The sequence below is a fragment of the Chryseobacterium sp. GW823-FHT05E08 genome (genome assembly GCF_058795655.1).
Genome location: NZ_JBXAHY010000001.1, coordinates 379,368 through 403,046, shown reverse-complemented (window position 1 = coordinate 403,046; position 23,679 = coordinate 379,368). Strand labels below are relative to the sequence as shown.

Genomic DNA, 23,679 nt, shown 5'->3' with positions numbered 1-23,679 from the left:
AAATTCTCTGTATAATTGAGTAAGAATTTTCAAATACATACTGATAGACGGTTTTTAGCATTAATTAATCAATAAAAAATCGCTTTCTTTTTTGAATATTCATCAAAATTAAAAAAACATTATATGGAGGAGAAAACAATAGTATGTATTTCGTGCTATTACAAGGGCTATGATTTCATGGAAGAAATGAAGAAGCTCGGTAATAAAATAATCTTGGTGACATCCGAAAATCTTAAGGAAAAAAATTGGCCGTGGGAAGCTATTGACGAGGTATTTTACATGCCCGAACTGAAGCCGTCTGTCTGGAATCTTGATCATCTGGTTCAGGGATTTTCACACTTAATGCAGACCAGAAAAGTAGACGCCGTGATCGCTTTGGACGATTATGATGTTGAAAAAGCTGCACTTATAAGAGAAACTTTCCGTATTCCGGGAATGGGACAGACCACACATCGTTATTTCAGAGATAAATTAGCGATGAGACAAAAGGCAAAAGATTCAGGAATCAATGTTCCGGAGTTTACAGCAGTTTTTAATAACGATGAGGTTAATCGTTTCGTTGACAAAGTTCCGGGACCGTGGGTTTTGAAACCTCGTTCGGAGGCTTCGGCATCGGGAATTAAAAAAATAACAAATAGAGAACAGCTTTGGGAAGCTTTAAATGAGCTTGGAGAAGAGCGTCACTTATTTTTATTAGAAAGTTTCAAACCCGGAGATGTTTATCATGTTGACAGTTTAACATTTAATAAACAAATCGTTTTCACTTCTGCTTCAAAATACCTTGCTCCGCCAATGGAGGTTTCTCATGAAGGTGGGGTTTTCAGAACAAAAACATTAGGAAGATATTCTGATGAATTTAAAGCTTTAGATGATGTGAATGCAAAAGTTTTGTCCAGTTTTGGACTAATTTATGGTGCTACTCACACAGAATTTATCCGAAGTAAAGATGATGGAAAATACTACTTCCTTGAGACTTCATCAAGAGTTGGTGGTGCTCATATTCCTGATTTGGTCGAAGCTTCAAGCAATATCAATATCTGGAGAGAATGGGCAAAAATTGAAGATGCCCTTCTGAAAGGTAAAAAATATGAAGTTTCAAAGCCTACAGGATATTATTCAGGATTAATTGTTGCTTTAATTAAAGATAAAGAGCCTGATTATAATGAATTCGAATGTGAAGAAGTCGTGAAATTTTTACCGATAGATTACCACGTTGGTATTGTTTACAAATCAAACGACGCAACGATTGTACAGGAAAGATTGGATCGCGCTGCCGAAAAAATACATGCAGAATTACTGAATATTCTTCCTCCAAAAAGCAAACCAAGCTCATAAACAATTAATGAACAAAGAAATTAATATTCAAGAAGTTATTGATCTTATAAAATTAAATATTCCAGAAAAATCAAGTTTAAAAGACACGTTGGAAAATGCTAAAAACGGAAATTGGGAAAGTAAAGCATACTACAGATTTGTAGATTCAAAAAATGCTAACAAACCTGATGCAGAATGGCAGTTTAAAGAAAATATTGTTTTTGATCATCCAAAATTAGGAACAATTGTTCTTGATATTCTACAAGATGAACGACTTGGCGGAATTGAATTTGTGAAATTCATATAATTTCAGATATTAATTAAATAAAATATTAAAACCCAAACAAGAAAAAGAATGCCGCAGATAGAACATACTGATTACTATTCAAATATATTAGGAACAAGCCTTAAAGTAGAGGTTACCGGACATTATGGTCATCCCATCATCATGTTCCCGACTTCACAAGGGCAATATACCCAAAACCATGATTTTCACCTTAATGGAAGCATAAATTGGTTTGTTGAACAGGGAAAAGTAAAACTTTATAATATTCAGACCATCGATGGCTGGAGTTTCTATGACGAAAAAATATCTCCACAACAAAGAATTAAAAATTATGAATTGTATGTGCAATTTCTGATTCAGGAATTTGTGCCTTACATCCAAAAACTTCATAATACGCATCGTGTAGCGGTTGCAGGAGCAAGCTTTGGAGGATATCATGCTGCTAATTTTGCATTTAGATTTCCTGATGTAGTTTCGCATTTATTCTGTCTTTCGGGAGCGTTTAGTATCCGCAACTTTATGGACGGATATTCGGATGAACTAGTTTATTTCAATTGCCCGAGAGAATTTGTTAAAAATGATGAATCTTGGAAATACAAACACATGCACATTGTTTTAAGCACCTCAGATCAGGATATCTGTAAGGACAAAAACTTAGAAATGGCAGACATTTTAAGTGCAAAAGGAATTGATTTCTGGTACGATGAAAGAAAATGGATCAACCATGACTGGCCGCTTTGGCGATTGGTTTTCCCAACCTTTATAGGAAGATTTTTCTCTTAAATTTTTAAATTCAAATTATTAATATAAAACATTAAAAAAACAACAATTATGGCAAAAAAAGTTGGAATTCTATTCGGGATGGAAGATACATTTCCTTGGGCATTTATAGACAAGGTAAATGAATTAGGAGGTGGAGAAATTATTGCAGAAGCAGTAAGCATTGACAAATTGGAGCAAGGCGCAGATTACGGATATGCAGTAATTATAGACAGAATTTCGCAGGATGTTCCCTTCTACAGAGCTTATCTTAAAAATGCAGCATTGAACGGAACTTACGTTATCAACAACCCTTTTTGGTGGAGTGCAGACGAGAAGTTTTTCAATAATGCATTGATGTCTAAACTGGGAATTCCTCTTCCGAAAACAGTATTGCTTCCTTCGCATGAAAGACCTACAGATACTACAGAAACATCTTTCAGAAACCTGAAATTCCCTCACGATTGGGAGTATATTTTCGATTATGTTGGCTTCCCTGCTTACATGAAACCTCATGACGGCGGTGGCTGGAAAAGCGTTTACAGAGTAGAAAGCCCTGAAGATCTTTGGAATAAATTAGGAGAAACCGAACAGTTGGTAATGATGGTTCAGGAAGAAATCGTCTTCGAAGATTATTACAGAGTATATTGTTTAGGCAAGAAATATGTTCATATCATGCCTTACGAACCGAGAAATCCGCACCATTTGAGATACGCAACAACGCACCAGACGGAAGGTGAAGAATTAAAAAAATTATTAAAGGTTATTCATGATTATACGATTAAAATGAATGAAGCTTTAGGATATGATTTCAATACGGTAGAATTTGCCATCAGAGACGGAATTCCTTACGCAATCGACTTCTGTAACCCGGCTCCGGATGCGGACAGAAATTCTGTAGGTGAAGAAAACTTCGCGTGGATCGTAGAAAACTCTGCCAAATTAGCAATTGAAAAAGCAAAAGAATATGTTCCAGGGAAACCAAATATCTCTTGGGGAACTTTCGTGAAAGACTCAGTTAAATAGAAATAAAATCAAAAAAACACCGAAAAAGAATGCATCAATTTACGATTGGTATCGAAGAAGAATACCAAATTATAGATGTTGAGAGCCGTGATTTGGTTTCTCATGTTTCGAAAATTATTGAAGGCGGAAAAGCTGTTTTAAGTGAAAACTTAAAGCACGAAATGCACGAATCCATGATTGAAATGGAAACGGGTATCTGCCAGAACATTCAGGAAGCACAGGCTGAGCTTACAAATTTAAGAAGACACCTTATTAATACCGCTCACGAACAGGGACTTCGCGTTTCAGGAGGCGGAACACACCCTTTCTCAAACTGGGAGCACAACACCATCACGGATGGCGAGCGCTACAACAAAATTGTAGACGATATGGGAGATGTTGCCCGCGGAAATCTTATTTTCGGACTGCACGTTCATATAGGAATTCCAAATCGTGAAGAAGGTGTGAGAATTCAAAATGTAATGCGTTATTTCTTGCCTCACGTTTATGCATTGTCTGTTAATTCACCTTTTTGGATAGGGAGAAATACAGGATTCAGATCTTACAGACAGGAGATTTTTGTTAAATTTCCAAGAACAGGAATTCCGAGTTATTTCAATTCTCTTGCAGAATTTGACAGCTATGTTGATCTTTTGGTTAAAACAGGAACCATTGATAATGCCAAGAAAATTTGGTGGGATCTACGCGTTCACCCGTTCTACCCTACGATTGAATTCAGAATCTGCGATATGCCTTTAAGAATTGAAGAAACGGTTTGTTTGGCTGCTATTATGCAAAGTTTAGTGGCTAAAATTTACAAATTGCATCAACAGAATTTAAGTTTCAGAAGTTATAGAAGATTATTATTGAATGAAAATAAATGGAGAGCTTCCAGAGACGGAATACATTCACATTTAATTGATTTTGGCAAAGAAGAATCTGTTCCTTATCCTGATTTATTAAAAGAATTGCTTGAGTTCATTGATGATGTTGTGGACGAATTAGGGTGCAGAAAAGAAGTTGAATATGCATGGACAATTCTTGAAAATGGAACAGGTGCCGACAGACAACTTAAAGTCTATGAAGAAACAGGCGATCTTACAAAAGTTGTGGATTATATGATCTCAGAAACAGAGTATGGCATAACACATGGGCAAACTGTTTCATAATATTTTTGATAACTTTGTAAAAAATATGAAGTAGTATGAAGGATATTAGAATCGCTTTGCTGGACATGAATAACAATCAGGCAAATCAAGGCTTTAAAAATATACGAGAGATTTCGGAAGCATTCAAAAAAAATTCTGAAGAAAATGTTATCATCAAAACTTTTGATGTAAGACATAAAAATGAAATGCCAAATATTGAAGATTTTGATATTTTCATTTCATCAGGAGGCCCCGGAGATCCACACAGAGAAGGTCTTGAATGGGAAGATAAATTTGCAGAATTTCTGGATACCGTTTATAATCATAATAAATATAATGATGATAAAAAGTATATGTTCCTGATTTGTCATTCATTCCAATTGGCGAGTATTCATTGGGAATTAGGTAATATCTGCAAAAGAAAATCTTATTCTTTCGGAGTAATGCCAATCCATAAAACTGATGAAGGTGAGCAGGAATTTTTATTTAAAAATCTTCCAGATCCTTTCTATGCAGTTGATTCTAGAGCATTTCAGTTCATTGAACCGAATCATGAGCGTTTCGAGGAATTAGGAATGAAAATCGTTGCGATTGAGAAATTCCGTCCACATATTAATCTTGAAAGAGCTATTATGGCGGTTCGTTTTTCAGAAGAGATCTTCGGAACTCAATTCCACCCTGAAGCTAATCCTGAAGGTATGGTTGAAAACCTTAAAGATGAAAAGAATAAAGAAGCCATGATCGAGAATTACGGAATGGAAAAATATCTTGAAACTGTAGACAGAATGGATGATGAAGACAAAATCGTTCTTACGCAAGCTCAAATTCTTCCAAGATTTTTGCAATTTGCAAAAAAAAACGTTCTGAAAGAAATTGAAGCAATGGCTTAACAATTCTAAATTATAGATGCTTCGACTCCGCTCAGCATGACATTTCTAATAATAAATGTCATTTTGGTAACATTGTCATGCTAAGCGAGTCGAAGCATCTTAAAATATTAAACAAAATCAATACAGAAATCGAGCAACATTGCTCGATTTTTTAAAATCACAAAGAAAAAGAATATGGTCTCAAAATACAGAAAACAATTTAATCAGGAATTTTCTCAGGAAAAATATGATCAGTTTAAAGAGATTCTAAAACAAAAAAGTGGTGTTGAGACTTCTTTCAGAATTTCCGAAAGTCCAATGTTTCTTTCGAATCAATTTAAAGACAAGCTTATTGATGCAAGCGAAAGTATTATTGATCAGATCAAAGCTTTATCGCCAGAAACGTTACAAAAAGCGATTCCTGAAAACTGTAAAGTTCCGAATGATACCAATCAACCTCATTTTTTTACCATAGATTTTGGAATCTGTAAAAGTGAAAACGGTGAAATAGAACCTCAATTAATAGAGCTTCAAGCGTTTCCATCATTGTATGCTTTTCAAAAGATTTTTGAAGATACATTTTGTGAAGTTTATCCTTTTTTAAATGATATCAAAAACAAAATGCCTCATGAAGAATTTAGAAATTATGTAAAAGATCTAATTGTAGGTAACGAAAATCCTGAAAACGTAATTCTTCTTGAAATTTTCCCTGAAAAACAAAAAACTTTAATCGATTTTATTCTGACCGAGAAATTATTAGGAATAAAAACCGTTTGTTTAACGAAAGTAAAGAAAGAAGGTAGAAAACTATTCTATGAAAATGACGGAAAATTAATTGAGATCAAAAGAATCTATAACCGTGTAATTTTCGACGAATTAGACAGAATTCCTGATCTTAAAACTGAATTTGATTTCCGTGAAGATGTAGATGTAACTTGGGTTACGCATCCAAACTGGTTTTTCAAAATTTCAAAGTTTCTTCTGCCAATGCTGAAACATCAATTTGTCCCGAAAAGTTATTTCTTACACGAATTTCCGAAAAGTGAAAGTCTTGAAAACTTTGTTTTAAAACCTTTATTTTCGTTTGCAGGAAGTGGAGTTAATTTAGACCCGACAAAAGAAATCACAGACGCCATAGAGGATAAAGAAAATTATATTTTACAGAGAAAAGTAACTTATGCTCCGCTTTTTGAAGATATCAATGGTGAATTTTCAAAAGCAGAAATCAGATTATTGTATATTTGGCGAGAAAATGACGAACGCCCTATCCTATTGGAAAATCTTGGAAGAATGACAAAAGCCGCCATGGTGAATGTTGATTTTAATAAGAAAGATGCTATTTGGATCGGCAGTTCTAATGCGTTTTTTGTGGAAGAATAATATTTTATAAAAACTAATATACAATGGAAGAACAATCAGCTTTTGAAGAGTTTGATATAAAAAGTAATTTTGTACGAAGAAGAAGTTTATTACCAGTCTGGATTAAAATTTTCATTTGGTTATTCTTTTTTACAGGAGTAGTGGGTGCATTCATCCTGGCTTTTGGATTTTTTATGAAAAATACAGAGTTGTCACTTTATGGATTAGAAACTACTGAACCTTACAGTTTAACAGGTATTCTTATAAGCTTTTTATTTGTTTTTAAAGGAATTGCCTCTTACGGACTTTGGTTTGAAGAAGACTGGGGCATTAAAGTTGCAAAAATTGATGCTATTTTAGGATTCATTATTTGTGGAATTGTAATGATCGTTTTACCCTTCTTTACAAAACATTTTATGCTCAGATTTGAACTTGCTGTTCTGATTCCATACTTTTTAAAATTACAGAAAATAGAGAAAAACTGGACAAGAATATAATAAAAAACCTCCAAAATTTTGGAGGTTTTTTATTTTGAAAAGTATTGAGTTCAGGGTTTCGGCTTCTTCGAAGCCGAAACCCTGAACTTCCAATTAAATCTTATCATCCTCAAGCAATTCCCTCGCCTGATATTCCTGTACCAGATCGATCGCGTTAGAAATCACGTCACTTAAAGCAGTTATGAAAGCTCCTTCTTCAGCCATTCCCATTGCATGTTTTAAGGCATCAATTTCTTTAGGAATAATTTCATAGCTTACATCTCTTTGAGCTTCATTAATACCATCGATAATTAATGCATTAATGTCCTCTTCTTTTCTTCCACGAAGATGTTTTTCGTTTCTGATGATGATGTAATCGAACATTCTTCCTGCGATTTTTCCACACAGTCTGATGTCTTCATCTCTTCTGTCTCCGACTCCGGAAATAATCCCAATTTTCTTGGTAGATTCTACATTTTTAAGATAATCTTCAATCGCTTCATATCCGGATGGATTGTGAGCAAAATCAATTAGAACTTTGAAATTTTTAAACTTGAAAACATTCAGTCTTCCAGGAGTAAGCTGTGCACTCGGAATAAAAGTTCTTAAAGAATTTGAAATATCCTCTATTCCCAATCCTTGAAGATAACACGCCAAACTCGCTGCTAAAACATTCTCGATCATGAATTTAGCTTTCCCTTCCATCGTAATCGGGAAATCTTTTGCTTTTCCGATTCTGATCTTCCAGTCACCTTTTTTGATCGTCACAAAACCTTCTTCATAAACGCAGGTAATTTTCCCTTCTTTTGCGAATTTCTTCATGTGTGGATTATTTTCATCCATACTGAAAATTGCCACATTGCTGTGTAGATCATTCACAATTCTCATAGAATACTCATCATCCGCATTCATCACGCTCCAGCCGTTTTTCTTTACGCTGTCAAGAACGACTCTTTTTACCTTTGTTAAATCTTTAAGATTATGAATATCATTTAATCCTAAATGATCTTCTTTAATATTGGTTAAAACCCCAATATCACATTGAGAAAAACCAAGTCCTGAGCGAAGAATTCCACCTCTGGCAGTTTCCAGAACGGCAAATTCTACAGTTGGATCTTTCAGAATAAATTCAGCTGAAAGCGGTCCTGTAGTATCACCTTTCGTCAACATCGTATTCTGAATATAAATACCGTCTGACGTTGTGAAACCTACTCTAAAACCGTTATTTTTAATGATATGAGAAATTAATCTTGTCGTAGTTGTTTTACCGTTCGTTCCCGTCACCGCGATGATCGGAATCGTAAATGGTTTTCCTGCCGGATACAGCATATCAACAACCGGAGCAGCAACGTTTCTTGGAAGACCTTCGCTTGGAGCAAGGTGCATCCTGAAACCTGGAGCAGCATTTACTTCAATGATGGCTCCACCGCTTTCTTTTAATGGTTGCGTTAAATTCTCGGCCATAATATCAATTCCACAAACATCCAGACCAATGATCTTGGAAATTCTTTCTGCCATGGTGATATTTTCCGGGTGAACCATGTCAGTAACATCAATAGAAGTCCCTCCAGTAGAAAGGTTAGCCGTTGATTTTAAATAGACAACTTCTCCTTTTTGAGGAATCGTTTCAAGTGTATAATGAAGTTTTTCAAGAAGCTCTGTCGTGTCTTTGTCAACTGCAATTTCAGTTAATACATTTTCATGACCGTACCCTCTTCTTGGGTCTTTATTTTCTTTTTCAATTAATTGCTGAATATTTAATTCTCCATCTCCCACAACGTGGGCAGGAACTCTTCTCGCAGCAGCAACCATTTTATTATTAATTACTAAAACTCTGAAATCATATCCGGTAATATATTTTTCAACAATTACTTTTTTTGAATATTTCTGAGCATGTTCTAAACCAATTTTTGCAGCTTCCCAATCATTTACATTGATTGATGAACCTTTTCCATGATTTCCGTCCAAAGGTTTTAAAACAATCGGATAATTGATTTTTCTGATAACGCTTTCCAATCCTTCTTCATCCATGATCAAATCACCAATCGGAACAGGAATCGCAGCATCATGAAGCATTCTTTTGGTTAATTCTTTATTACATGCAATATCTACTGCAATTGAGCTTGTTTTGCCCGTGATCGTAGCCTGAAACCTCTGCTGATTAACTCCGTAACCAAGCTGTACCAAAGAGTTCGTCCCCAATCTGATCCAAGGAATTCTTCTGGAAACTGCTTCTTCAACGATACTTCCCGTTGACGGACCTAAACGAACACGTTCTCTGATCTCTTTCAGCCTATGAATACAAGCATTCAGGTCGTATTCTCTGCCTTCAATTAAAGCTTCTGCAATTTCTACGGCTTGTTCGGCAGCGCAAATTCCCGCATTTTCTTCAATATAATCGAAAACTACATTGTAAACACCCGGAGTTTTTGTTTCACGTGTTCTTCCGAATCCGGTATCCATTCCTGATAAAGTCTGGATCTCAAGAGCAATATGTTCAATAACGTGCCCCATCCATGTTCCGGTTTCCACTCTATGGAAAAAACCTCCGACTACGCCTTCAGAACATCTGTGCGTAATTAAAGACGGCATTAATTTTTCTATTCTTTCTCTGAAACCATCGATTTTATTGGTAGGGAAATTTTCCAGTTCTTCAAGATCCAACCGCATCTGTATCAGCTTTTTTCTTCTTATACTCCAAATATTAGGACCACGTAAAGCCTGTATCTTCTCAATTTTCATAGACATTTTGCATTTTTCTTATTAATGATAACATATTCCAGAATCAAAGATAATGTAAAACCATAAACAAAACTATACCACACTTGTAGATTTCTCAAAATAAAATTGAAAATTATTAATAATTCTAAAATACTCAGGATCAATTAAAATGTGGTATAGATTTCGCTAAATGTTAATAATTTTTTAAATTTGCACACTATGATGAAACCCGTTGGAAAATTAATCGTTATCGGAGGGGCTGTAAATAAAGGCAGCTTTGCTGAAACCGACTTCGATCAGAATATCGAAAAAAACCTCAATTTCTTTGAAAGAGGTATTCTAAGAAAGATAATTAATGAGTCTAAGCTTAAAGAAGATTCTGTAATAGAAATTATTACGACTGCTTCTCAGATCCCCCAAATTGTTGGTACGGAATATAAGAAAGCATTTGAATTTTTAGGCGCCAAAAATGTAAACATCCTTGATATCCACAATCGTGAGGAAGCCAATTCTGATGCGATGGTAGCAAGAGCTAATGCAGCAGATGTTGTGATGTTCACAGGTGGAGATCAGTTGAGGCTGACCTCTATTCTTGGCGGAACAAGATTTCATGATACCATTCTATTAAAATATCAGGAGCAGGATTTTATTTACTCCGGAACTTCTGCAGGAGCAGCTGCCGCCTCTGAAAATATGATTTATCAGGGAAGCAGTTCTGAAGCCTTGCTGAAAGGTGAAATAAAAACTACGCAAGGTTTAGGTTTAATTGATAATGTAATCATCGACACTCACTTCGTACAAAGAGGAAGAATTGGTCGTCTATTTCAAGCTGTTGTCAATAATCCGAGAACATTGGGAATTGGTTTAGGTGAAGATACCGGACTTTTTATTCATAATGATACAATGACTGCCGTAGGTTCAGGACTTGTAATTATTGTTGACGGAAGGTTTATTAAAGACACCAATCTTACCAACATCAATCTTGGAGAGCCTATTTCTATTGATAATTTAACTGTACATGTAATGTCGATGAACGACCATTATGACCTGACGACAAAAACATTGACGATTGAAAATTCTCAATTTAATCCGATTCCACAAGATAAATAATAAATGATTAATGATAATTGATCAATGATTTTGGTTGATAAATAAATTAACTTCGTCAAGAATATCAATTATCATTTATCACCTATCAATTATATTTTATGAAATTAATCATCCACGGCGGTTTCTTCTCAGAAAGTGACCAAAGCCATGAAGTAAAAACAGCGAAACAAGAATCGTTAAAAAATATTGCTCAAAAGGCTTTTGAATATTTACAGTCAAATTCTGCTTTTGATACGGTAGCTTATGCCGTTTCTCTTTTGGAGGATGATGAATTATATAATGCCGGAATTGGTTCTCAAATCCAAAGCGACGGAGTCATTCGTATGAGTGCTGCGATCATGGACGGTGAGACACAAAAATTAAGTGGAGTTATCAATATTCAGGATGTAAAAAACCCGATTTTCGTTGCGAAAGACTTAATGAAAGAAGATGACAGAGTTTTGGGAGGAAGCGGTGCAAAAAATTACGCCACAGAACATGGTTTTGAAAATTTTTCAACTGAAACCCCTCAACGTAGAAAAGAATATGAAGCTAAATTAGCAAATGGCGGAAAAGGAACTGTTGGCTGTGTAGCAATTGATAAAGACGGAAAATTAGCCGTTGCCACCTCAACCGGAGGAAAAGGTTTTGAAATCCCTGGAAGAATTTCTGATTCTGCAACTGTTGCCGGAAATTATGCCAATTCGTTCTGTGCCGTAAGCTGTACAGGCGTTGGAGAAGACATTGTAAGCAATGCTACTTCCACAAAAATTGTGACAAGAGTTACAGACGGGATGAGCCTTGAAAATGCTTTTAATAAAACTTTTGAGGAATTAAAAACAATTGATGGTTTCGCAGGTGCGATTGCCATTGATAAACAAGGGAATATCTATCATCAGGATTCTTATCCAACCATGGTATTTGCAAGTTTTGATGGTGAAAATTTTGAAGTTTTTAATTAAATTTTAACATAAATTTATAATTGAATTCATTTTTTTGGCACGTATTTTACATACTTATTTTAATAACAAATTTTAGTATTAATAATAACATTAAAAAAATAGAAATCATGGGAAACAAAACAAATGGAATACTTGCTTTATTAGGATTAGGTGCTTTAGCTTATTGGAAATATAAAAAATCTACTCCAGAAGAGCAGCAAGCAGTAAAAGATAAGATCAACAGTGCAAAAGACAACCTTAATAAATGGGGAAATGATCTTAAAACCAAAGCCAATGACGTAGCTTCTCAGGCTCAGGCGAAATTAGACGAAGCGAAAACAAAAGCTGAAGATTCTTTAAGTTAAGACTAGTTTTTTTTAACATTCATATATAAGGAAAGTCATCGTAGAATATTTTTACGATGACTTTTTTTGTGCGCTCACGGCATAAACCATTGGTATCTTATTTCCAAATTTTTCTATTCGCCATTTTCCTTTCTCAAATTCGTCAATATGTTTAAAACAAGGATATGGTGACCAATCAAACTCCTGAAAATTTTCAATCATTAATCCATTTTTAATTAAATATTGAAAGACTTCAGACAACGAATGATTCCACATTACATAATCCTGAACAATATCTGCTGAAAAATCTGCGTAAGTTCCTTCATAGGTTTCTACAATTGGTTTTTCATTAAAATAATTATACGTAATTCCATTAAAATCATCATCAAACATCCAAACTACAGGATGAAATTCTGCTATTACAAATTTTCCGTTAGGTTTTAGAAAGTGGTTAATAACTTTCGCCCATTTATCCAAATCAGGAAGCCAGCCAATGGTTCCGTAACTTGTAAAAACGATATCAAATTTTTCATTTAAAACATTCGGAAGATCATAAACATCTGAACAAATAAATTCAGTGTCTGTTTCACACTGTTTCGCGAGATTATTGGCAGCTTATATTGCTTTGTCTGATAAATCTACTCCGATAACTTTTGCTCCTAACCTTGATAACGAAATGGAATCCTGCCCAAAATGACATTGCAAATGCAAAATACTTTTTCCTTTTACATCTCCTAAAAGATCAAGCTCAATAGAATTAAGTGAATTTCTCCCATTTAAAAATTCATCCACAAAATAGAAATCTGACTTTAAGTGTGGTTCTACTTTAGCATTCCAGGATTTTTTATTTATTTCGAGATAATTTTCCATGATTTTAATTTTAGATTAAAAAAATTAAGAATATCCACTTATAGCAGTAATATTTTTAACGCAAAGATCGCAAAGATTTATTGACTACTAAATGTTTTAAAGTTCGCAAAGGCGTTCTACTCAGCTAAGTTCACAAGCTCCTTTCAATTATATCAAATTAATTATAAAACACTCAAAATGTTTTATTGACCTTGAATAATATAATTCTTCGTAATTAATTTTCTTTCAGGCTGAGTACTGTCATCCGGCTGAAACCAAACCTCAACTCTACTTCCGTAATAATCTCCCCACTCGCCTTCTTCAACAGTAATTGGATCGCTTAATCCAAACTCTTTTAATTCATCTGTTGGATTATAAACTTCTATTTGAGAGTCTTTTTTAATTTCTTTTTCTGAAAGAATTCTGTTTGTGACAAGATCAAACATTTTTAAATAGACTTTTCCTTTCTCAATTTTATTAAGAAAAACCTGATATTTATAATTGCCCGGCATTGAGTAATCATATAAAAGGATATCCTGTTTATCAACTTTAAACAAAGATTTTTCTTCATTAAGAGATAACTTTAAAGGCATTTCGGTCTTTACATTATTGGGATTCTTCGCATCGCCTTTATATTCCTTGTATGGACTCGTAGGAAGAAAAATTGTAAAGAAAAGCATGGCTGCAAATGTAACAATAAGAGTAAAAAAACATTGTTTAATTCCCTCTTTAAACTCTTTCATGAACATCTTCGCAATCCCCAAAATAAAGCAGAAAAAGTAACCAATAAATGGTAAACAAAAAAATAAACCCCATATTAAGGCTCTCGTTGGTAAAATAATAAGGCAAAGCCAGCAAAACACCGTAAAAATGGTGAAAATCAATGGTGCCGAATACCATTTTCCGTTGATTAATCTAATAATGAATGCCTTTATCATAACCTTTCCAATAATTTCTTTTTCTGTTCTGCAAATTCAGCTTCTGTCAAAACTCCCATTTCTCTTAATTTCCCCAACTTTTCTAATTGCTCAAAAATAGCTTCAGCAGGTTCTTTTTTTACATTTTCCGGCGCTTTTTCACTTGTTTGTTCAGGCTTTGAAATAACCTGTTTAAATATATCAAATGGTGAAGATTGATTATTAGAGCTAAATGAATGATCATTTATAGAAATATGAAAGCTTTCCTGTTTAAATGATTGCTGCTGAACCGCTCCTGAACGACCGATGTAATCTTTTATTCCATCGTAAAAAGCTTTGGCTGCACTTTTATTATATAATTTAAATTCTGCAGTTGACCCTTGTGTATATATCTTCATCGAAGAAGTAAGAATACCTGAATCATATTCTACAGAAGAGATTTTATCGTGCATAAATTCATTTTCTACAACACCTCCAAAGAATTTTTTGTCGATAAATACAACTCTTTTTTGTGTAGAGAAAACAATACCTTCACGGTTATTACCTAAATATTTCCCTTCTGCAATGGCGACAATTTTTTCACCATTATCCAAAATATTCACCAATTCTTTCACTTCACTGTCCACAAAAATGCTAAGTTTAGCATTAAGCGCAACGATTTGATCTTTAATCTCATCAAGCCTTGTAGGCTGATCGTAATCTTTAAAACTGTTCGGATCAAAAAAAGTATTGACTGGTGTTTCCATTTTCGGAGTTTCAAGAACTGGTGTAGCGATATTTTCTTCGAAATCGTCAATTTTCCCGCCAAGAATAATTCCTCTTACTTCCGCAAGATTGAAACTTTCGATTGAATTTACTAGGTCTTTATTAATATTTGTCGCCTTATTGAAGCATTTATTGCATAAAATACTGCCGTCCGACAGTTTATTTTCGCCCAAAAGCGTATCCATAGACGTTAAGGGTGTTCCGCACAATGCGCAAATAATATCCATCTGGTTTTTGGTTTAATAGTTTTAAATTATATCAAACAGAAAGTAAACTCCATAAGAATAATCCAAATTACGAATTTGTGTTTAATTTTTACTTGAATGAAAGACTTATTTAAGTTTTTCAAGAAGTTTCTGCTTCTGCTCTGCAAATTCTTCTTCCGTTAAAACTCCGCTTTCTTTTAATCTTCCTAATTGTTCCAGTTGGTCTAAAACTGTAGGTTCACTTTTTGGTTGAAAAGCTTCTTTCGGACGAGCCATAAAGTTTCTTACTTTTTCACAAAACAGTTCTGCATAATACTTTCCTACTCCATCGATCTCAAGAATATTTTCCGAAATATGAATATCGATTGAAGCCAGCATAAACTCTTTTTCATACTGAATTGAACTTACTTTATCATAAGAAAAATCTTCAACTTTTAGTCCATACATGAATTCTTTATCAACAAAAATCAACCTTCTGTCAGTAGCTACCAAAATAATATGGTGTTTGGTCGTTTTGTTTCTGCCTTCAACGAGATAAACTATTTTTTCGTCTCTCGAAAGAATTTCCGGTAGCTCACGGATTTCTTTTCTGGCAAAAATCGTAGGATTGATGTCTAATTTTTCTAATTCTTCTTTTATTTCGTCAAGTCTGGATTTTTCGCTCATTGGTTTTGTTTTAAAATAATTTTAGGAACCTAAATTACTATTTTCCTCAAATATAATTGAATTCAACTTAAAATTTTGATTTTTCAGATGGAATAACAACCGAAGTATACAGACTGTAAAGCTCCCAACCTAATGATTCGTACAGAGATTTACCTTGTTCTGTTGCAACCAAAAAGTTATTGGAAACACCTTTCGATAAAGCTATTTTTTCAAGCTCTTTCATTATAAAAGTGGCGAGAACTTTTCTTTTATGATCAATTTCAGTTGAAATCCGATCATAAACAGCCAAATCATCAACAATAACAACCCTGCCTATTGAAGCCAGCTCATTATTTTTAGTAACAATTTTAACGACAAAAGTTGAATTATATACTTCAAATTCTAACTTATAATCATCATGTAAAATAATATTAGAAAAATTTATCGGGCTTACACATGACATCATATAACCCTGCGGCTGAACCTCCCATTTTTCAGGAATTTTATGTTTAAAATCATCAAAAGAAGCACAAACTTTTAAAAAAATCCAGGGCTCTTCAATTGAATTTGCTAATTGAAAAAAATCATCATTAAGCTCTGCAAAAACATAACGGGTTTTCTGTTTTTCATCATTAACATCTACTTTAAAGCCTGATTGATATTGAAACGGCAAAGGCAGATCTCTTGATAAAGACCAGCCTTTTAACCATTTTTCTATGATGTCTTTGGAGACTTTTTTTTGCATTTTATTAGTTACCTAAAAACTCGTCCAAAGAAACAGTTTTCTGTTCTCCGGCAGAAAGGTCTTTAAAAGTAACCGTTCCGTTTTTAAGTTCTTCTTCACCTAAGAAAACAAGGTTTTTAATTCCTTTCTTTTCTGCGTAAGTGAATTGCTTTCCGATTTTTGCATTTTCGGGATATAATTCTGCTGAAATTCCTTTTTCTCTTAACTTCATGATCAATTTTAAAGCTTCTAAAGTTTCTTCACCTCCGAAATTTGCAAATAAATATTCAACTTTAGATGTTGCTTCTTCAGGGAAAAGTCCGAGTTCTTCTACGACAAGATAAATTCTGTCAAGTCCGAAAGAAATTCCGATTCCCGGGATATTTTTCACTCCGAAAACTTCTGTAAGATTGTCATATCTTCCGCCGCCGCCGATGGAACCCATCTGAACTTCGTCAGCTTTCACCTCGAAAATAGCTCCTGTATAATAATCTAATCCTCTCGCCAACGTAATATCAAAAACAAGATTTTGGATATCAACGCCAAGACTTATGGATTTAGTTAAAACAAATTCCAGTTCTTCAACACCTTTTGTTCCTACTTCATTTCCAATAAATTTTTCTTTTAATTGAAGAAGATTTTCCAATGCATCATCAGATTGAGTGAATAGAAAATCTAATTTATCAATCGATTCCTGAGAAATTTCTCTTTCCAATAATTCTTTAACAACACCTTCTTTTCCAATTTTATCAAGCTTGTCAAGAGCGACAGTGAAATCAATTAATTTATCTGTAATTCCTGCGTATTCTGCTAAACCAGAAAGAATTTTTCTGTTGTTTAAATGAATTGTCACTGGAACTTTTAAATCAGCAAATGATTTTAAATATAATTGAACCAAATCTACTTCCTGAAAAAGACTTTCGCTTCCTACAACGTCTGCATCACACTGATAGAACTCTCTAAATCTCCCTTTTTGAGGACGGTCTGCTCTCCAAACCGGCTGAATTTGGTAACGTTTGTAAGGGAAAGTTAATTTCCCGTGATTCATTGCTACGAATCTTGCAAAAGGCACGGTAAGGTCGTAACGAAGGGCTTTATCTGTAAGATTTTCTGAATTGAATGGCTTCTCTAAAGCTCTTTGAAAATCAGTAAGCATTTGAGATTTTTTCTCATCTTTGGCCTCATTTATACTTGAGTTCATGATCTTAAAAATCAAACGATCTCCTTCTTCTCCGTATTTCCCTGTCAATGTTGAAAGATTTTCAAAGCTTGGGGTTTCCAATGGCTGGAATCCAAATAATTCAAAGTTTTTCTGTAAAATATTAATGATATATTTTCTTCTTGAAACTTCTTCCGCTGTAAAATCTCTCGTCCCTTTTGCTAAACTTGGCTTCATTTTATAATTGATAAATGATGATTAATAATTGATATAATTGCAAAAATAAGGAATTGAAAGGACTTTTTTAAACTACCTTAAAAAAGTCGAAGAATGAATCCTCCGACTTCTCATTTTTATTTTCATCATTTGTGTTCCAGTGATCTATGAAAAATCAGATATTTTCAAGGATTTCTAATATTTCTTCACCATAATTTTCAATTTTATGCTTTCCGAAACCTTTGATCTCCAGCAATTCTTCTTTTTTTGCAGGTTTATATTTAGCTACAGACATCAATTCTTTATTGGTGGCAATAAAATAAGAAGGAAGATTTTGTTCTTTTGCTTTTTCCGAACGCCATAATTTTAAGGCATTTAAAATCTTTTCTTCATCATAATTAAGCGTATCATCTTCGAGAGAATATTTTGCTGTTTTATTTTCTTTTACAGTATTTGAAGGTTCTTTCAGTCTTAATTCTTCAAAATATAAAACAACAGACCAATAATTTTCATCGTGTACAAATGCGGTTTCCACTTTAATAATTTCGTGAGATTCCAGAAAGCGGTCAAGCATTTCCTGATCCTGATAAAGAAATTCTTCGGGCAATCTTATTTTAAAAACTTTTACTTTCATCATTTGTGTTTTTAGAATTATTTAGTTCCTAATAATAAGATTTCATCTACTCTGATTTCCGTAATATATCGCTTTACGCCTTCCTTATCATCATATGATCTGTACGTCAATTTCCCTTCAATAGCGATCTCTTTTCCTTTTGAAACATATTTTTGAAAGATCTCAGTAATTTTCCCGAAGAATACCAAATTGTGCCATTGAGTCTCTTCCACTTTTTCGCCTTTTGTATTGGTGTAATGATCGTTTGTTGCCAACGATACTGTTCCTTTTACAGCACCGCTGTCGAAGTTTACCACCTCTACTTCTTTTCCTGTGTAACCTATTAATTTTACTTTGTTTCTTAGTGACATACTATATATTTTTAAGATTAATGATTCAGATAAGAGACGTTCACTGTTTTCTCAAATCTCTGTGGCAAAGGTTGTTGAATTTGAAAACCAGAATCGGTATAAAACTATTTAAATTCGTTTGTAGTCGTTTACAACCGGATAAAGGAAAAAGAATTAATCACAAAAAACCGCCTAAAATAGACGGTTTTCGTATAGTGAAAATGTATTTACTTAATGAAATTTCAATTATACAAAAAGAGGGAATTTCTTGTATAATTTCTTGCTTTCTTTGTGTTATTAGAATCTATTGATTTTTAATTATAAACAATTTCATTGATTACTTACTTTAATAGTATTAATGAAAAGCTATTTTGTCCGGCATTAACTCGGGTAACATTTGATGTACATCCTCCGCCATTACGCACCAGCATATAATAAGTTCCTGCCTGCAGGTAACCTACATTAGCAGAATAAATGAAATCATAAATAGTTCCGCTCGCAAAATGAGCATCCTGCTGAACATATGGCTGATTAGCAGCAACAGTAGTACTGGTTGACAGATTATAGGCAATATACACCCCGCAGCCAGCAGGAGTTTTATCTGTAAGTAACTTAGGACTTATAAGATAAAATCCGGGAATTGTTACTGTAGCAACAGAACCTACCCAAGCATAACTCGTTCCTATATTAACAGAACCCCCAGTTGTTGAATTAATTACAACAGGAGGCGAAGAATTTTGCCAGGTTCCTACTCCATTATTATCTGATACCAAAAGTTTTCCGTTTCCTTCTGTTCCGTTTACAATTCTTAGGGCTCCGTTTGTACTATTATTTATGTGTAGTTTAGTTGTTGGAGAATTCGTTCCTATTCCTACATTTCCATTAGATATTACCGTAAAATCATTTAATTGCTGTGTAGCAGTCGGTAATCCTGTTGATGGATTATCTTTAGCTGCATCAATAGTAAACTGACCTTGTGGATTGGAAGTATGAATACCAGTCTGCGAAAAGGCACATCCTGATAAAAAGAACATTAAGAAAATAATATTTTTTTTCGTTTGCATTTTATTCCGCTTATTTTTATAAATCATAGGTAGCAAGTTATTTTAATAATGTAAGGGTAAAACTGTTCTGACCGGCATTAAGCCTAGTCGTATTCGAAGTACAACCTCCACTGTAACGCACTAACATATAATATGTTCCTGCTTCCAATAAAGCAACATTGGTAGAATAAATAAAATCTGTAACAGTACCCGGTGCAAAGTGGGAATCCTGAAGCGGGAATGCTGGATTTAAAATACCTGTAGAGCTTTTGCTTAAATTATATGCAATAAAATTTCCACAATTTGCAGGAGTTTTATCTGTAATTAAACGAGGACTTATAAGATAATATCCCGGAATAGTAACCGTTGCAGAAGAACCAATCCAAGTGAAAGTAACAGCTAGTGGAACCTGAGTTCCCGTGGTAGAAGTAACAATAACTGCCGGACTTGAATCCTGCCAAGTTCCAACTCCATTTCCGTCAGAAACCAAGATCTTACCATTTGCCTGCGTACCGTCTGTTAATCTAAAGCCTCCATTTATATGAACTTTATTGGTTGGGGCATTCGTTCCGATACCTACATTTCCTGCAGATGTTACAGTAAAATCATTTAATTGTTGAGCAGCATTGGGAGTTCCTGTAGCAGGATTATCTCTAGCCGCATCAATAGTAAACTGACCTTGAGGATTAGAAGTGTTAATACCAACTTGGGAATAATAAAATGCAGAGAACAAAACTGTAACTAAAAGTATTGTTTTTTTCATGTTTGAATTGAAATTAAGTTTGATTATTAGTAATTAAGGGGAAAAATTTATCAGAATATTTCAAAATTTGTTGAAATATCACCAAAGGTAGTTTAAATAACATTATAATTACTAATTTAAAAGCTTATTAATGTAAATAAATTGTTAATTTCATTAATATTAACAAAAAATTCAAAACAATAATACATTTATAAAATAAAATTTATACTTTATAATTATACAATATAAGAACAATGAAAATATTTGATCTAAATTCACTCACAGTCGTTTGAAAACGGATAATTACGTATCTTTGATTAAATTTAATTTATGAAAAGGGATATCAATATTTTTGAGTTTCCTCTCAATTTGGGATTAACAAAAAAAGTACACGAGATTGAACCCGGCGTTAAAAAACTTCCTGACTGGCTTAGGAAATTTGACTTTCATAAAAGAATTGAACCCAACAATATTTTCAGATTAGAAGCTCCCGAATATTCAATGGATTTTGATGAAGAAACTCAAGTGAAAAATTCTCATCAGATTATTGAATATGCGAAAAAACAATCCGAGCTTATCTTAAAGAATTTTGACAAAAAAATATTCAATATTATTCTTGGTGGCGACTGCAGTATTTTGATTGGAAACGCAATTGCTCTTAGAAAAATTGGAAACTTTGGTCTTTTTTACCTTGACGGTCATACCGATTATATTCCGCCACAATTATCTCCAAGCGGTGGCGTTGCCGGGATGGATCTGGCAATTGTTTCAGGGTTAGGACATGAAAAACTGACAAACATCTACAATCTTAAGCCTTATTTCTTAGAAGAAAATATATTCTGTGTCGGAAATGCTGAAACAGATGACGAAGAATATGTAGAACAGATTTTAAATTCAAAAATCAATTATTTTGATCTTGATAATTTAAGGAAAAATGGTTTCCGAAAAACTTCTGAAGATTTCCTAAAAATGATTAATGACAAAAATTTAGACGGATTTTTCATTCATTTTGATGTTGATATTTTAAATGATAAAATTATGCCCGCCGTTGACAGCAGAATGGAAGATGGAATTGATTACAACGACCTTAAAGAAATTCTACAACCTTTAATAAATAACGAAAAATGTTTCGGAATCGAGATCACCATTTTAGATCCCGACTATGATGAACAAGGAATCTATACACAACCTTTCGTAGAAAATTTAATTCAAATAATAAAAAATAAAGAAGAATAAATGAAGAAGACAATAAAAAGAACATTCAGAGTTTCAAAATATGTGATTTATAAAGAAACACTGGTTGATTACAAAGAACATTTTTGGTCGTTTTTAGGTGCTTTTTTTGGAATTGGGCTTATTGCATTTATCCAATCTCATCAGCTTTTACAGGCCGAGAATGTATTTTTAATAGGTTCTTTTGGTGCCTCAAGTGTTTTAATTTACGGGGCTATTCAAAGTCCGTTGGCACAACCTAGAAATCTAATTGGCGGTCATGTGCTTTCTGCTTTGGTAGGCGTTACCGTTTACAAAATTGTTCCTGATGTTATCTGGTTATCCGCTCCGTTAGCAGTTGCATTTTCCATCATATTAATGCAATACACGAAAACACTGCATCCTCCGGGTGGCGCGACGGCTTTAATTGCCGTGAGTTCAACAGGAAAAATCCCTGAATTAGGCTATTGGTATGTGATTTCTCCCGTTTTGTCGGGATGCATTATACTGTTGCTCGTTGCCCTGTTGTTCAACAATCTCACCCCAAACAGAAGCTACCCTACTCACAATAGATTTATAAGATTATTGAGAAAAAAACAAACACACAGAATGAAAAAGTAAAAAATTATGGATTGTCTAGAATGTGGCGAAAAAATTATTGGCCGGTCAGATAAAAAATTCTGCAACGATGCCTGCCGAAATGCCTACAATAATAAGCAGAATAAAGATTCAAATAACTTTATGCGAAACGTAAATAATAAACTTCGTAAAAATTATCGAATCTTGGGTGAACTCAATATCGATGGTAAAACTAAAGTTATAAAATCTAAATTAAATGGCTTGGGTTTTGATTTTGATTATTTCACCAATTTTAAAGTTTATAAAAACGGTTCCGAGTACAAATTTATCTATGATTACGGCTATAAATTGTTAGAAGATGATTTTGTTTTGATTGTAAAAAATCAAGCATAATCTGTATTAAACTTAAATTTAATTATTATGAAAGAAGTTGTTCTGATCACCGGAGCCAATGGAATGGTTGCCCAGGAACTATCCAAAAAGCTTGAAAAGGAATATTCCGTACGATTTTTAACCCGAAAAAAACAACGCGCCAACGACTTCGAATGGAACATAAAAAACGGAACAATCGATGAATCTGCCTTTGAAAACATTTCTCACATCATTCATTTAGCCGGAGCCAATATTTCTGAAAAACGCTGGACTGATGAGCGAAAAAAAGAATTGATTTCAAGCCGTGTAGATTCTGCAAAGTTGCTTTTAGATACTTTAAGAAAGAAAAATATTAAACTTAAATCTTTCATTTCAGCTTCAGGAATTAATTATTACGGAACTATAACAACGGAAAAAATTTATACCGAAGATGATCAACCAGGAAATGATTTTCTAAGTGAAGTTGTTGTACTTTGGGAAAGATCTGCAGATGATTTTAAAGAACAGAATTTAGCAGAAAGAGTTGTAAAAATCCGCACAGCAGTCGTGCTTTCAGAACAAGAAGGTGCTCTAAAAAAGATGTTGCCAACGATAAATTTAGGTATCGGATCACCTCTCGGAAGCGGAAAACAATATATGCCTTGGATTCATGTGAAAGATATTTGCTCTATTTATGAATTTGCTTTAAAAAATTCAAATATAGAAGGAGCTTACAATGCGAATTCACCACAACAAACTACGAACGAAAATTTAACTATAAAAATCGCCGAAGTCGTTAAAAAACCACTGTTTATGCCGAATGTTCCAAGCTTTGTTTTAAAATTGATATTTGGAGAATTGGCAGACGCTTTGCTGGAAGGTTCACGAGCATCTTCACAAAAAATTCAGAATGCAGGATTTCAGTTTGAATCCCCTGATTTAAAATTAACTTTAGAGGATTTACTCAATAAGAAATAAATTAAAATAAAAATTACAA

General features: G+C 33.7%; 25 protein-coding genes and 1 pseudogene. 15 read left to right on the top strand and 11 right to left on the bottom strand.

Translation table 11 applies throughout. The annotated features are described in order from the left end of the window. Positions 1-123 precede the first annotated feature (123 nt). The 8 genes from AC1Q7L_RS01885 to AC1Q7L_RS01850 all read left to right on the top strand — a co-directional run bounded on the left by AC1Q7L_RS01885 (position 124) and on the right by AC1Q7L_RS01850 (position 7,237). Entirely contained in the window at positions 124-1,335 is a 1,212-nt protein-coding gene (locus AC1Q7L_RS01885; protein WP_492305648.1) for an ATP-grasp domain-containing protein, read from the top strand. Between the two features lie 7 nt (positions 1,336-1,342). Then, entirely contained in the window at positions 1,343-1,621 is a 279-nt protein-coding gene (locus AC1Q7L_RS01880; RefSeq protein ID WP_492305649.1) for a hypothetical protein, read from the top strand. A 48-nt stretch (positions 1,622-1,669) separates the two neighbouring features. Further along, positions 1,670-2,383 (top strand): alpha/beta hydrolase-fold protein, encoded by a 714-nt coding sequence (locus tag AC1Q7L_RS01875; RefSeq protein WP_492305650.1) that lies wholly within the window; start codon positions 1,670-1,672, stop codon positions 2,381-2,383. Positions 2,384-2,431: 48 nt separating this feature from the next. Continuing rightward, complete coding sequence (locus AC1Q7L_RS01870; protein WP_492305651.1) at positions 2,432-3,385, top strand: ATP-grasp domain-containing protein; 954 nt, start codon at positions 2,432-2,434, stop codon at positions 3,383-3,385. 29 nt (positions 3,386-3,414) lie between these two features. Beyond that, positions 3,415-4,533 carry a carboxylate-amine ligase gene (locus tag AC1Q7L_RS01865; protein WP_123984659.1) on the top strand — a complete coding sequence of 373 codons (1,119 nt, stop codon included), beginning with the start codon at positions 3,415-3,417 and terminating at the stop codon, positions 4,531-4,533. 35 nt (positions 4,534-4,568) lie between these two features. Beyond that, positions 4,569-5,402: a type 1 glutamine amidotransferase gene (locus AC1Q7L_RS01860; protein ID WP_492305652.1), complete on the top strand. Its 834-nt coding sequence runs from the start codon at positions 4,569-4,571 to the stop codon at positions 5,400-5,402. A gap of 174 nt (positions 5,403-5,576) precedes the next feature. After that, the gene (locus tag AC1Q7L_RS01855) at positions 5,577-6,761 is read left to right on the top strand and encodes a hypothetical protein (RefSeq protein ID WP_492305653.1); all 1,185 of its coding nucleotides are present in this window, start codon (positions 5,577-5,579) and stop codon (positions 6,759-6,761) included. A gap of 23 nt (positions 6,762-6,784) precedes the next feature. Then, positions 6,785-7,237 carry a hypothetical protein gene (locus tag AC1Q7L_RS01850; RefSeq protein WP_492305654.1) on the top strand — a complete coding sequence of 151 codons (453 nt, stop codon included), beginning with the start codon at positions 6,785-6,787 and terminating at the stop codon, positions 7,235-7,237. 93 nt (positions 7,238-7,330) lie between these two features. On the opposite strand, the gene cphA is transcribed toward AC1Q7L_RS01850, so the two are convergent. Beyond that, positions 7,331-9,958, bottom strand: a complete 2,628-nt coding sequence (gene cphA / locus AC1Q7L_RS01845; protein ID WP_492305916.1) for a cyanophycin synthetase — start codon at positions 9,956-9,958, stop codon at positions 7,331-7,333. 201 nt (positions 9,959-10,159) lie between these two features. Here cphA and AC1Q7L_RS01840 point away from each other — a divergent pair, with 201 nt between their 5' ends. The 3 genes from AC1Q7L_RS01840 to AC1Q7L_RS01830 all read left to right on the top strand — a co-directional run bounded on the left by AC1Q7L_RS01840 (position 10,160) and on the right by AC1Q7L_RS01830 (position 12,332). Continuing rightward, entirely contained in the window at positions 10,160-11,047 is an 888-nt protein-coding gene (locus AC1Q7L_RS01840; protein ID WP_492305917.1) for a cyanophycinase, read from the top strand. A gap of 98 nt (positions 11,048-11,145) precedes the next feature. Next, positions 11,146-11,988: an isoaspartyl peptidase/L-asparaginase gene (locus tag AC1Q7L_RS01835; RefSeq protein WP_492305655.1), complete on the top strand. Its 843-nt coding sequence runs from the start codon at positions 11,146-11,148 to the stop codon at positions 11,986-11,988. Positions 11,989-12,095: 107 nt separating this feature from the next. Next, positions 12,096-12,332: a YtxH domain-containing protein gene (locus tag AC1Q7L_RS01830; RefSeq protein ID WP_410690735.1), complete on the top strand. Its 237-nt coding sequence runs from the start codon at positions 12,096-12,098 to the stop codon at positions 12,330-12,332. Between the two features lie 51 nt (positions 12,333-12,383). On the opposite strand, the pseudogene AC1Q7L_RS01825 reads toward AC1Q7L_RS01830, so the two are convergent. The 10 genes and pseudogenes from AC1Q7L_RS01825 to AC1Q7L_RS01780 all read right to left on the bottom strand — a co-directional run bounded on the left by AC1Q7L_RS01825 (position 12,384) and on the right by AC1Q7L_RS01780 (position 20,561). Beyond that, a pseudogene (locus tag AC1Q7L_RS01825) lies at positions 12,384-13,181 on the bottom strand (class I SAM-dependent methyltransferase). Between the two features lie 182 nt (positions 13,182-13,363). Then, positions 13,364-13,903, bottom strand: a complete 540-nt coding sequence (locus AC1Q7L_RS01820; protein ID WP_492305656.1) for a hypothetical protein — start codon at positions 13,901-13,903, stop codon at positions 13,364-13,366. Positions 13,904-14,094: 191 nt separating this feature from the next. Beyond that, positions 14,095-15,069, bottom strand: coding sequence for a PH domain-containing protein (locus tag AC1Q7L_RS01815; protein WP_492305657.1), 975 nt, complete (start codon positions 15,067-15,069; stop codon positions 14,095-14,097). A gap of 105 nt (positions 15,070-15,174) precedes the next feature. Beyond that, a complete protein-coding gene (locus AC1Q7L_RS01810) occupies positions 15,175-15,714 on the bottom strand; it encodes a PH domain-containing protein (protein WP_492305658.1) in 540 nt (179 codons plus the stop codon). A 67-nt stretch (positions 15,715-15,781) separates the two neighbouring features. Further along, the gene (locus AC1Q7L_RS01805) at positions 15,782-16,438 is read right to left on the bottom strand and encodes a GNAT family N-acetyltransferase (protein WP_492305659.1); all 657 of its coding nucleotides are present in this window, start codon (positions 16,436-16,438) and stop codon (positions 15,782-15,784) included. 4 nt (positions 16,439-16,442) lie between these two features. Further along, positions 16,443-17,813 carry a histidine--tRNA ligase gene (gene hisS / locus AC1Q7L_RS01800; protein ID WP_492305660.1) on the bottom strand — a complete coding sequence of 457 codons (1,371 nt, stop codon included), beginning with the start codon at positions 17,811-17,813 and terminating at the stop codon, positions 16,443-16,445. Positions 17,814-17,967: 154 nt separating this feature from the next. Then, complete coding sequence (locus tag AC1Q7L_RS01795; protein WP_492305661.1) at positions 17,968-18,426, bottom strand: HRDC domain-containing protein; 459 nt, start codon at positions 18,424-18,426, stop codon at positions 17,968-17,970. A gap of 17 nt (positions 18,427-18,443) precedes the next feature. After that, positions 18,444-18,776 (bottom strand): single-stranded DNA-binding protein, encoded by a 333-nt coding sequence (locus tag AC1Q7L_RS01790; protein WP_492305662.1) that lies wholly within the window; start codon positions 18,774-18,776, stop codon positions 18,444-18,446. A 320-nt stretch (positions 18,777-19,096) separates the two neighbouring features. Next, positions 19,097-19,819 carry a hypothetical protein gene (locus AC1Q7L_RS01785; protein ID WP_492305663.1) on the bottom strand — a complete coding sequence of 241 codons (723 nt, stop codon included), beginning with the start codon at positions 19,817-19,819 and terminating at the stop codon, positions 19,097-19,099. 37 nt (positions 19,820-19,856) lie between these two features. After that, positions 19,857-20,561, bottom strand: coding sequence for a hypothetical protein (locus AC1Q7L_RS01780; RefSeq protein WP_492305664.1), 705 nt, complete (start codon positions 20,559-20,561; stop codon positions 19,857-19,859). 309 nt (positions 20,562-20,870) lie between these two features. On the opposite strand from AC1Q7L_RS01780, the gene AC1Q7L_RS01775 reads away from it, so the two are divergent. From AC1Q7L_RS01775 to AC1Q7L_RS01760, 4 genes are read left to right on the top strand one after another with little or no spacing between them, the layout of a single operon-like run. Continuing rightward, positions 20,871-21,776, top strand: a complete 906-nt coding sequence (locus tag AC1Q7L_RS01775; protein WP_492305665.1) for an arginase family protein — start codon at positions 20,871-20,873, stop codon at positions 21,774-21,776. Further along, complete coding sequence (locus AC1Q7L_RS01770; protein WP_492305666.1) at positions 21,777-22,373, top strand: HPP family protein; 597 nt, start codon at positions 21,777-21,779, stop codon at positions 22,371-22,373. A 6-nt stretch (positions 22,374-22,379) separates the two neighbouring features. Next, the gene (locus AC1Q7L_RS01765) at positions 22,380-22,724 is read left to right on the top strand and encodes a hypothetical protein (protein WP_492305667.1); all 345 of its coding nucleotides are present in this window, start codon (positions 22,380-22,382) and stop codon (positions 22,722-22,724) included. Positions 22,725-22,751: 27 nt separating this feature from the next. After that, positions 22,752-23,660 carry a TIGR01777 family oxidoreductase gene (locus tag AC1Q7L_RS01760; protein ID WP_492305668.1) on the top strand — a complete coding sequence of 303 codons (909 nt, stop codon included), beginning with the start codon at positions 22,752-22,754 and terminating at the stop codon, positions 23,658-23,660. Positions 23,661-23,679: the final 19 nt, after the last annotated feature.

Coding starts and splice junctions, on each gene's coding strand:
- AC1Q7L_RS01885 (WP_492305648.1), top strand. CDS start 124: ATGGAGGAGAAAACAATAGTATGTATTTCGTGCTATTACAAGGGCTAT.
- AC1Q7L_RS01880 (WP_492305649.1), top strand. CDS start 1,343: ATGAACAAAGAAATTAATATTCAAGAAGTTATTGATCTTATAAAATTA.
- AC1Q7L_RS01875 (WP_492305650.1), top strand. CDS start 1,670: ATGCCGCAGATAGAACATACTGATTACTATTCAAATATATTAGGAACA.
- AC1Q7L_RS01870 (WP_492305651.1), top strand. CDS start 2,432: ATGGCAAAAAAAGTTGGAATTCTATTCGGGATGGAAGATACATTTCCT.
- AC1Q7L_RS01865 (WP_123984659.1), top strand. CDS start 3,415: ATGCATCAATTTACGATTGGTATCGAAGAAGAATACCAAATTATAGAT.
- AC1Q7L_RS01860 (WP_492305652.1), top strand. CDS start 4,569: ATGAAGGATATTAGAATCGCTTTGCTGGACATGAATAACAATCAGGCA.
- AC1Q7L_RS01855 (WP_492305653.1), top strand. CDS start 5,577: ATGGTCTCAAAATACAGAAAACAATTTAATCAGGAATTTTCTCAGGAA.
- AC1Q7L_RS01850 (WP_492305654.1), top strand. CDS start 6,785: ATGGAAGAACAATCAGCTTTTGAAGAGTTTGATATAAAAAGTAATTTT.
- cphA (WP_492305916.1), bottom strand. CDS start 9,958: ATGAAAATTGAGAAGATACAGGCTTTACGTGGTCCTAATATTTGGAGT.
- AC1Q7L_RS01840 (WP_492305917.1), top strand. CDS start 10,160: ATGAAACCCGTTGGAAAATTAATCGTTATCGGAGGGGCTGTAAATAAA.
- AC1Q7L_RS01835 (WP_492305655.1), top strand. CDS start 11,146: ATGAAATTAATCATCCACGGCGGTTTCTTCTCAGAAAGTGACCAAAGC.
- AC1Q7L_RS01830 (WP_410690735.1), top strand. CDS start 12,096: ATGGGAAACAAAACAAATGGAATACTTGCTTTATTAGGATTAGGTGCT.
- AC1Q7L_RS01820 (WP_492305656.1), bottom strand. CDS start 13,903: ATGAAAGAGTTTAAAGAGGGAATTAAACAATGTTTTTTTACTCTTATT.
- AC1Q7L_RS01815 (WP_492305657.1), bottom strand. CDS start 15,069: ATGGATATTATTTGCGCATTGTGCGGAACACCCTTAACGTCTATGGAT.
- AC1Q7L_RS01810 (WP_492305658.1), bottom strand. CDS start 15,714: ATGAGCGAAAAATCCAGACTTGACGAAATAAAAGAAGAATTAGAAAAA.
- AC1Q7L_RS01805 (WP_492305659.1), bottom strand. CDS start 16,438: ATGCAAAAAAAAGTCTCCAAAGACATCATAGAAAAATGGTTAAAAGGC.
- hisS (WP_492305660.1), bottom strand. CDS start 17,813: ATGAAGCCAAGTTTAGCAAAAGGGACGAGAGATTTTACAGCGGAAGAA.
- AC1Q7L_RS01795 (WP_492305661.1), bottom strand. CDS start 18,426: ATGAAAGTAAAAGTTTTTAAAATAAGATTGCCCGAAGAATTTCTTTAT.
- AC1Q7L_RS01790 (WP_492305662.1), bottom strand. CDS start 18,776: ATGTCACTAAGAAACAAAGTAAAATTAATAGGTTACACAGGAAAAGAA.
- AC1Q7L_RS01785 (WP_492305663.1), bottom strand. CDS start 19,819: ATGCAAACGAAAAAAAATATTATTTTCTTAATGTTCTTTTTATCAGGA.
- AC1Q7L_RS01780 (WP_492305664.1), bottom strand. CDS start 20,561: ATGAAAAAAACAATACTTTTAGTTACAGTTTTGTTCTCTGCATTTTAT.
- AC1Q7L_RS01775 (WP_492305665.1), top strand. CDS start 20,871: ATGAAAAGGGATATCAATATTTTTGAGTTTCCTCTCAATTTGGGATTA.
- AC1Q7L_RS01770 (WP_492305666.1), top strand. CDS start 21,777: ATGAAGAAGACAATAAAAAGAACATTCAGAGTTTCAAAATATGTGATT.
- AC1Q7L_RS01765 (WP_492305667.1), top strand. CDS start 22,380: ATGGATTGTCTAGAATGTGGCGAAAAAATTATTGGCCGGTCAGATAAA.
- AC1Q7L_RS01760 (WP_492305668.1), top strand. CDS start 22,752: ATGAAAGAAGTTGTTCTGATCACCGGAGCCAATGGAATGGTTGCCCAG.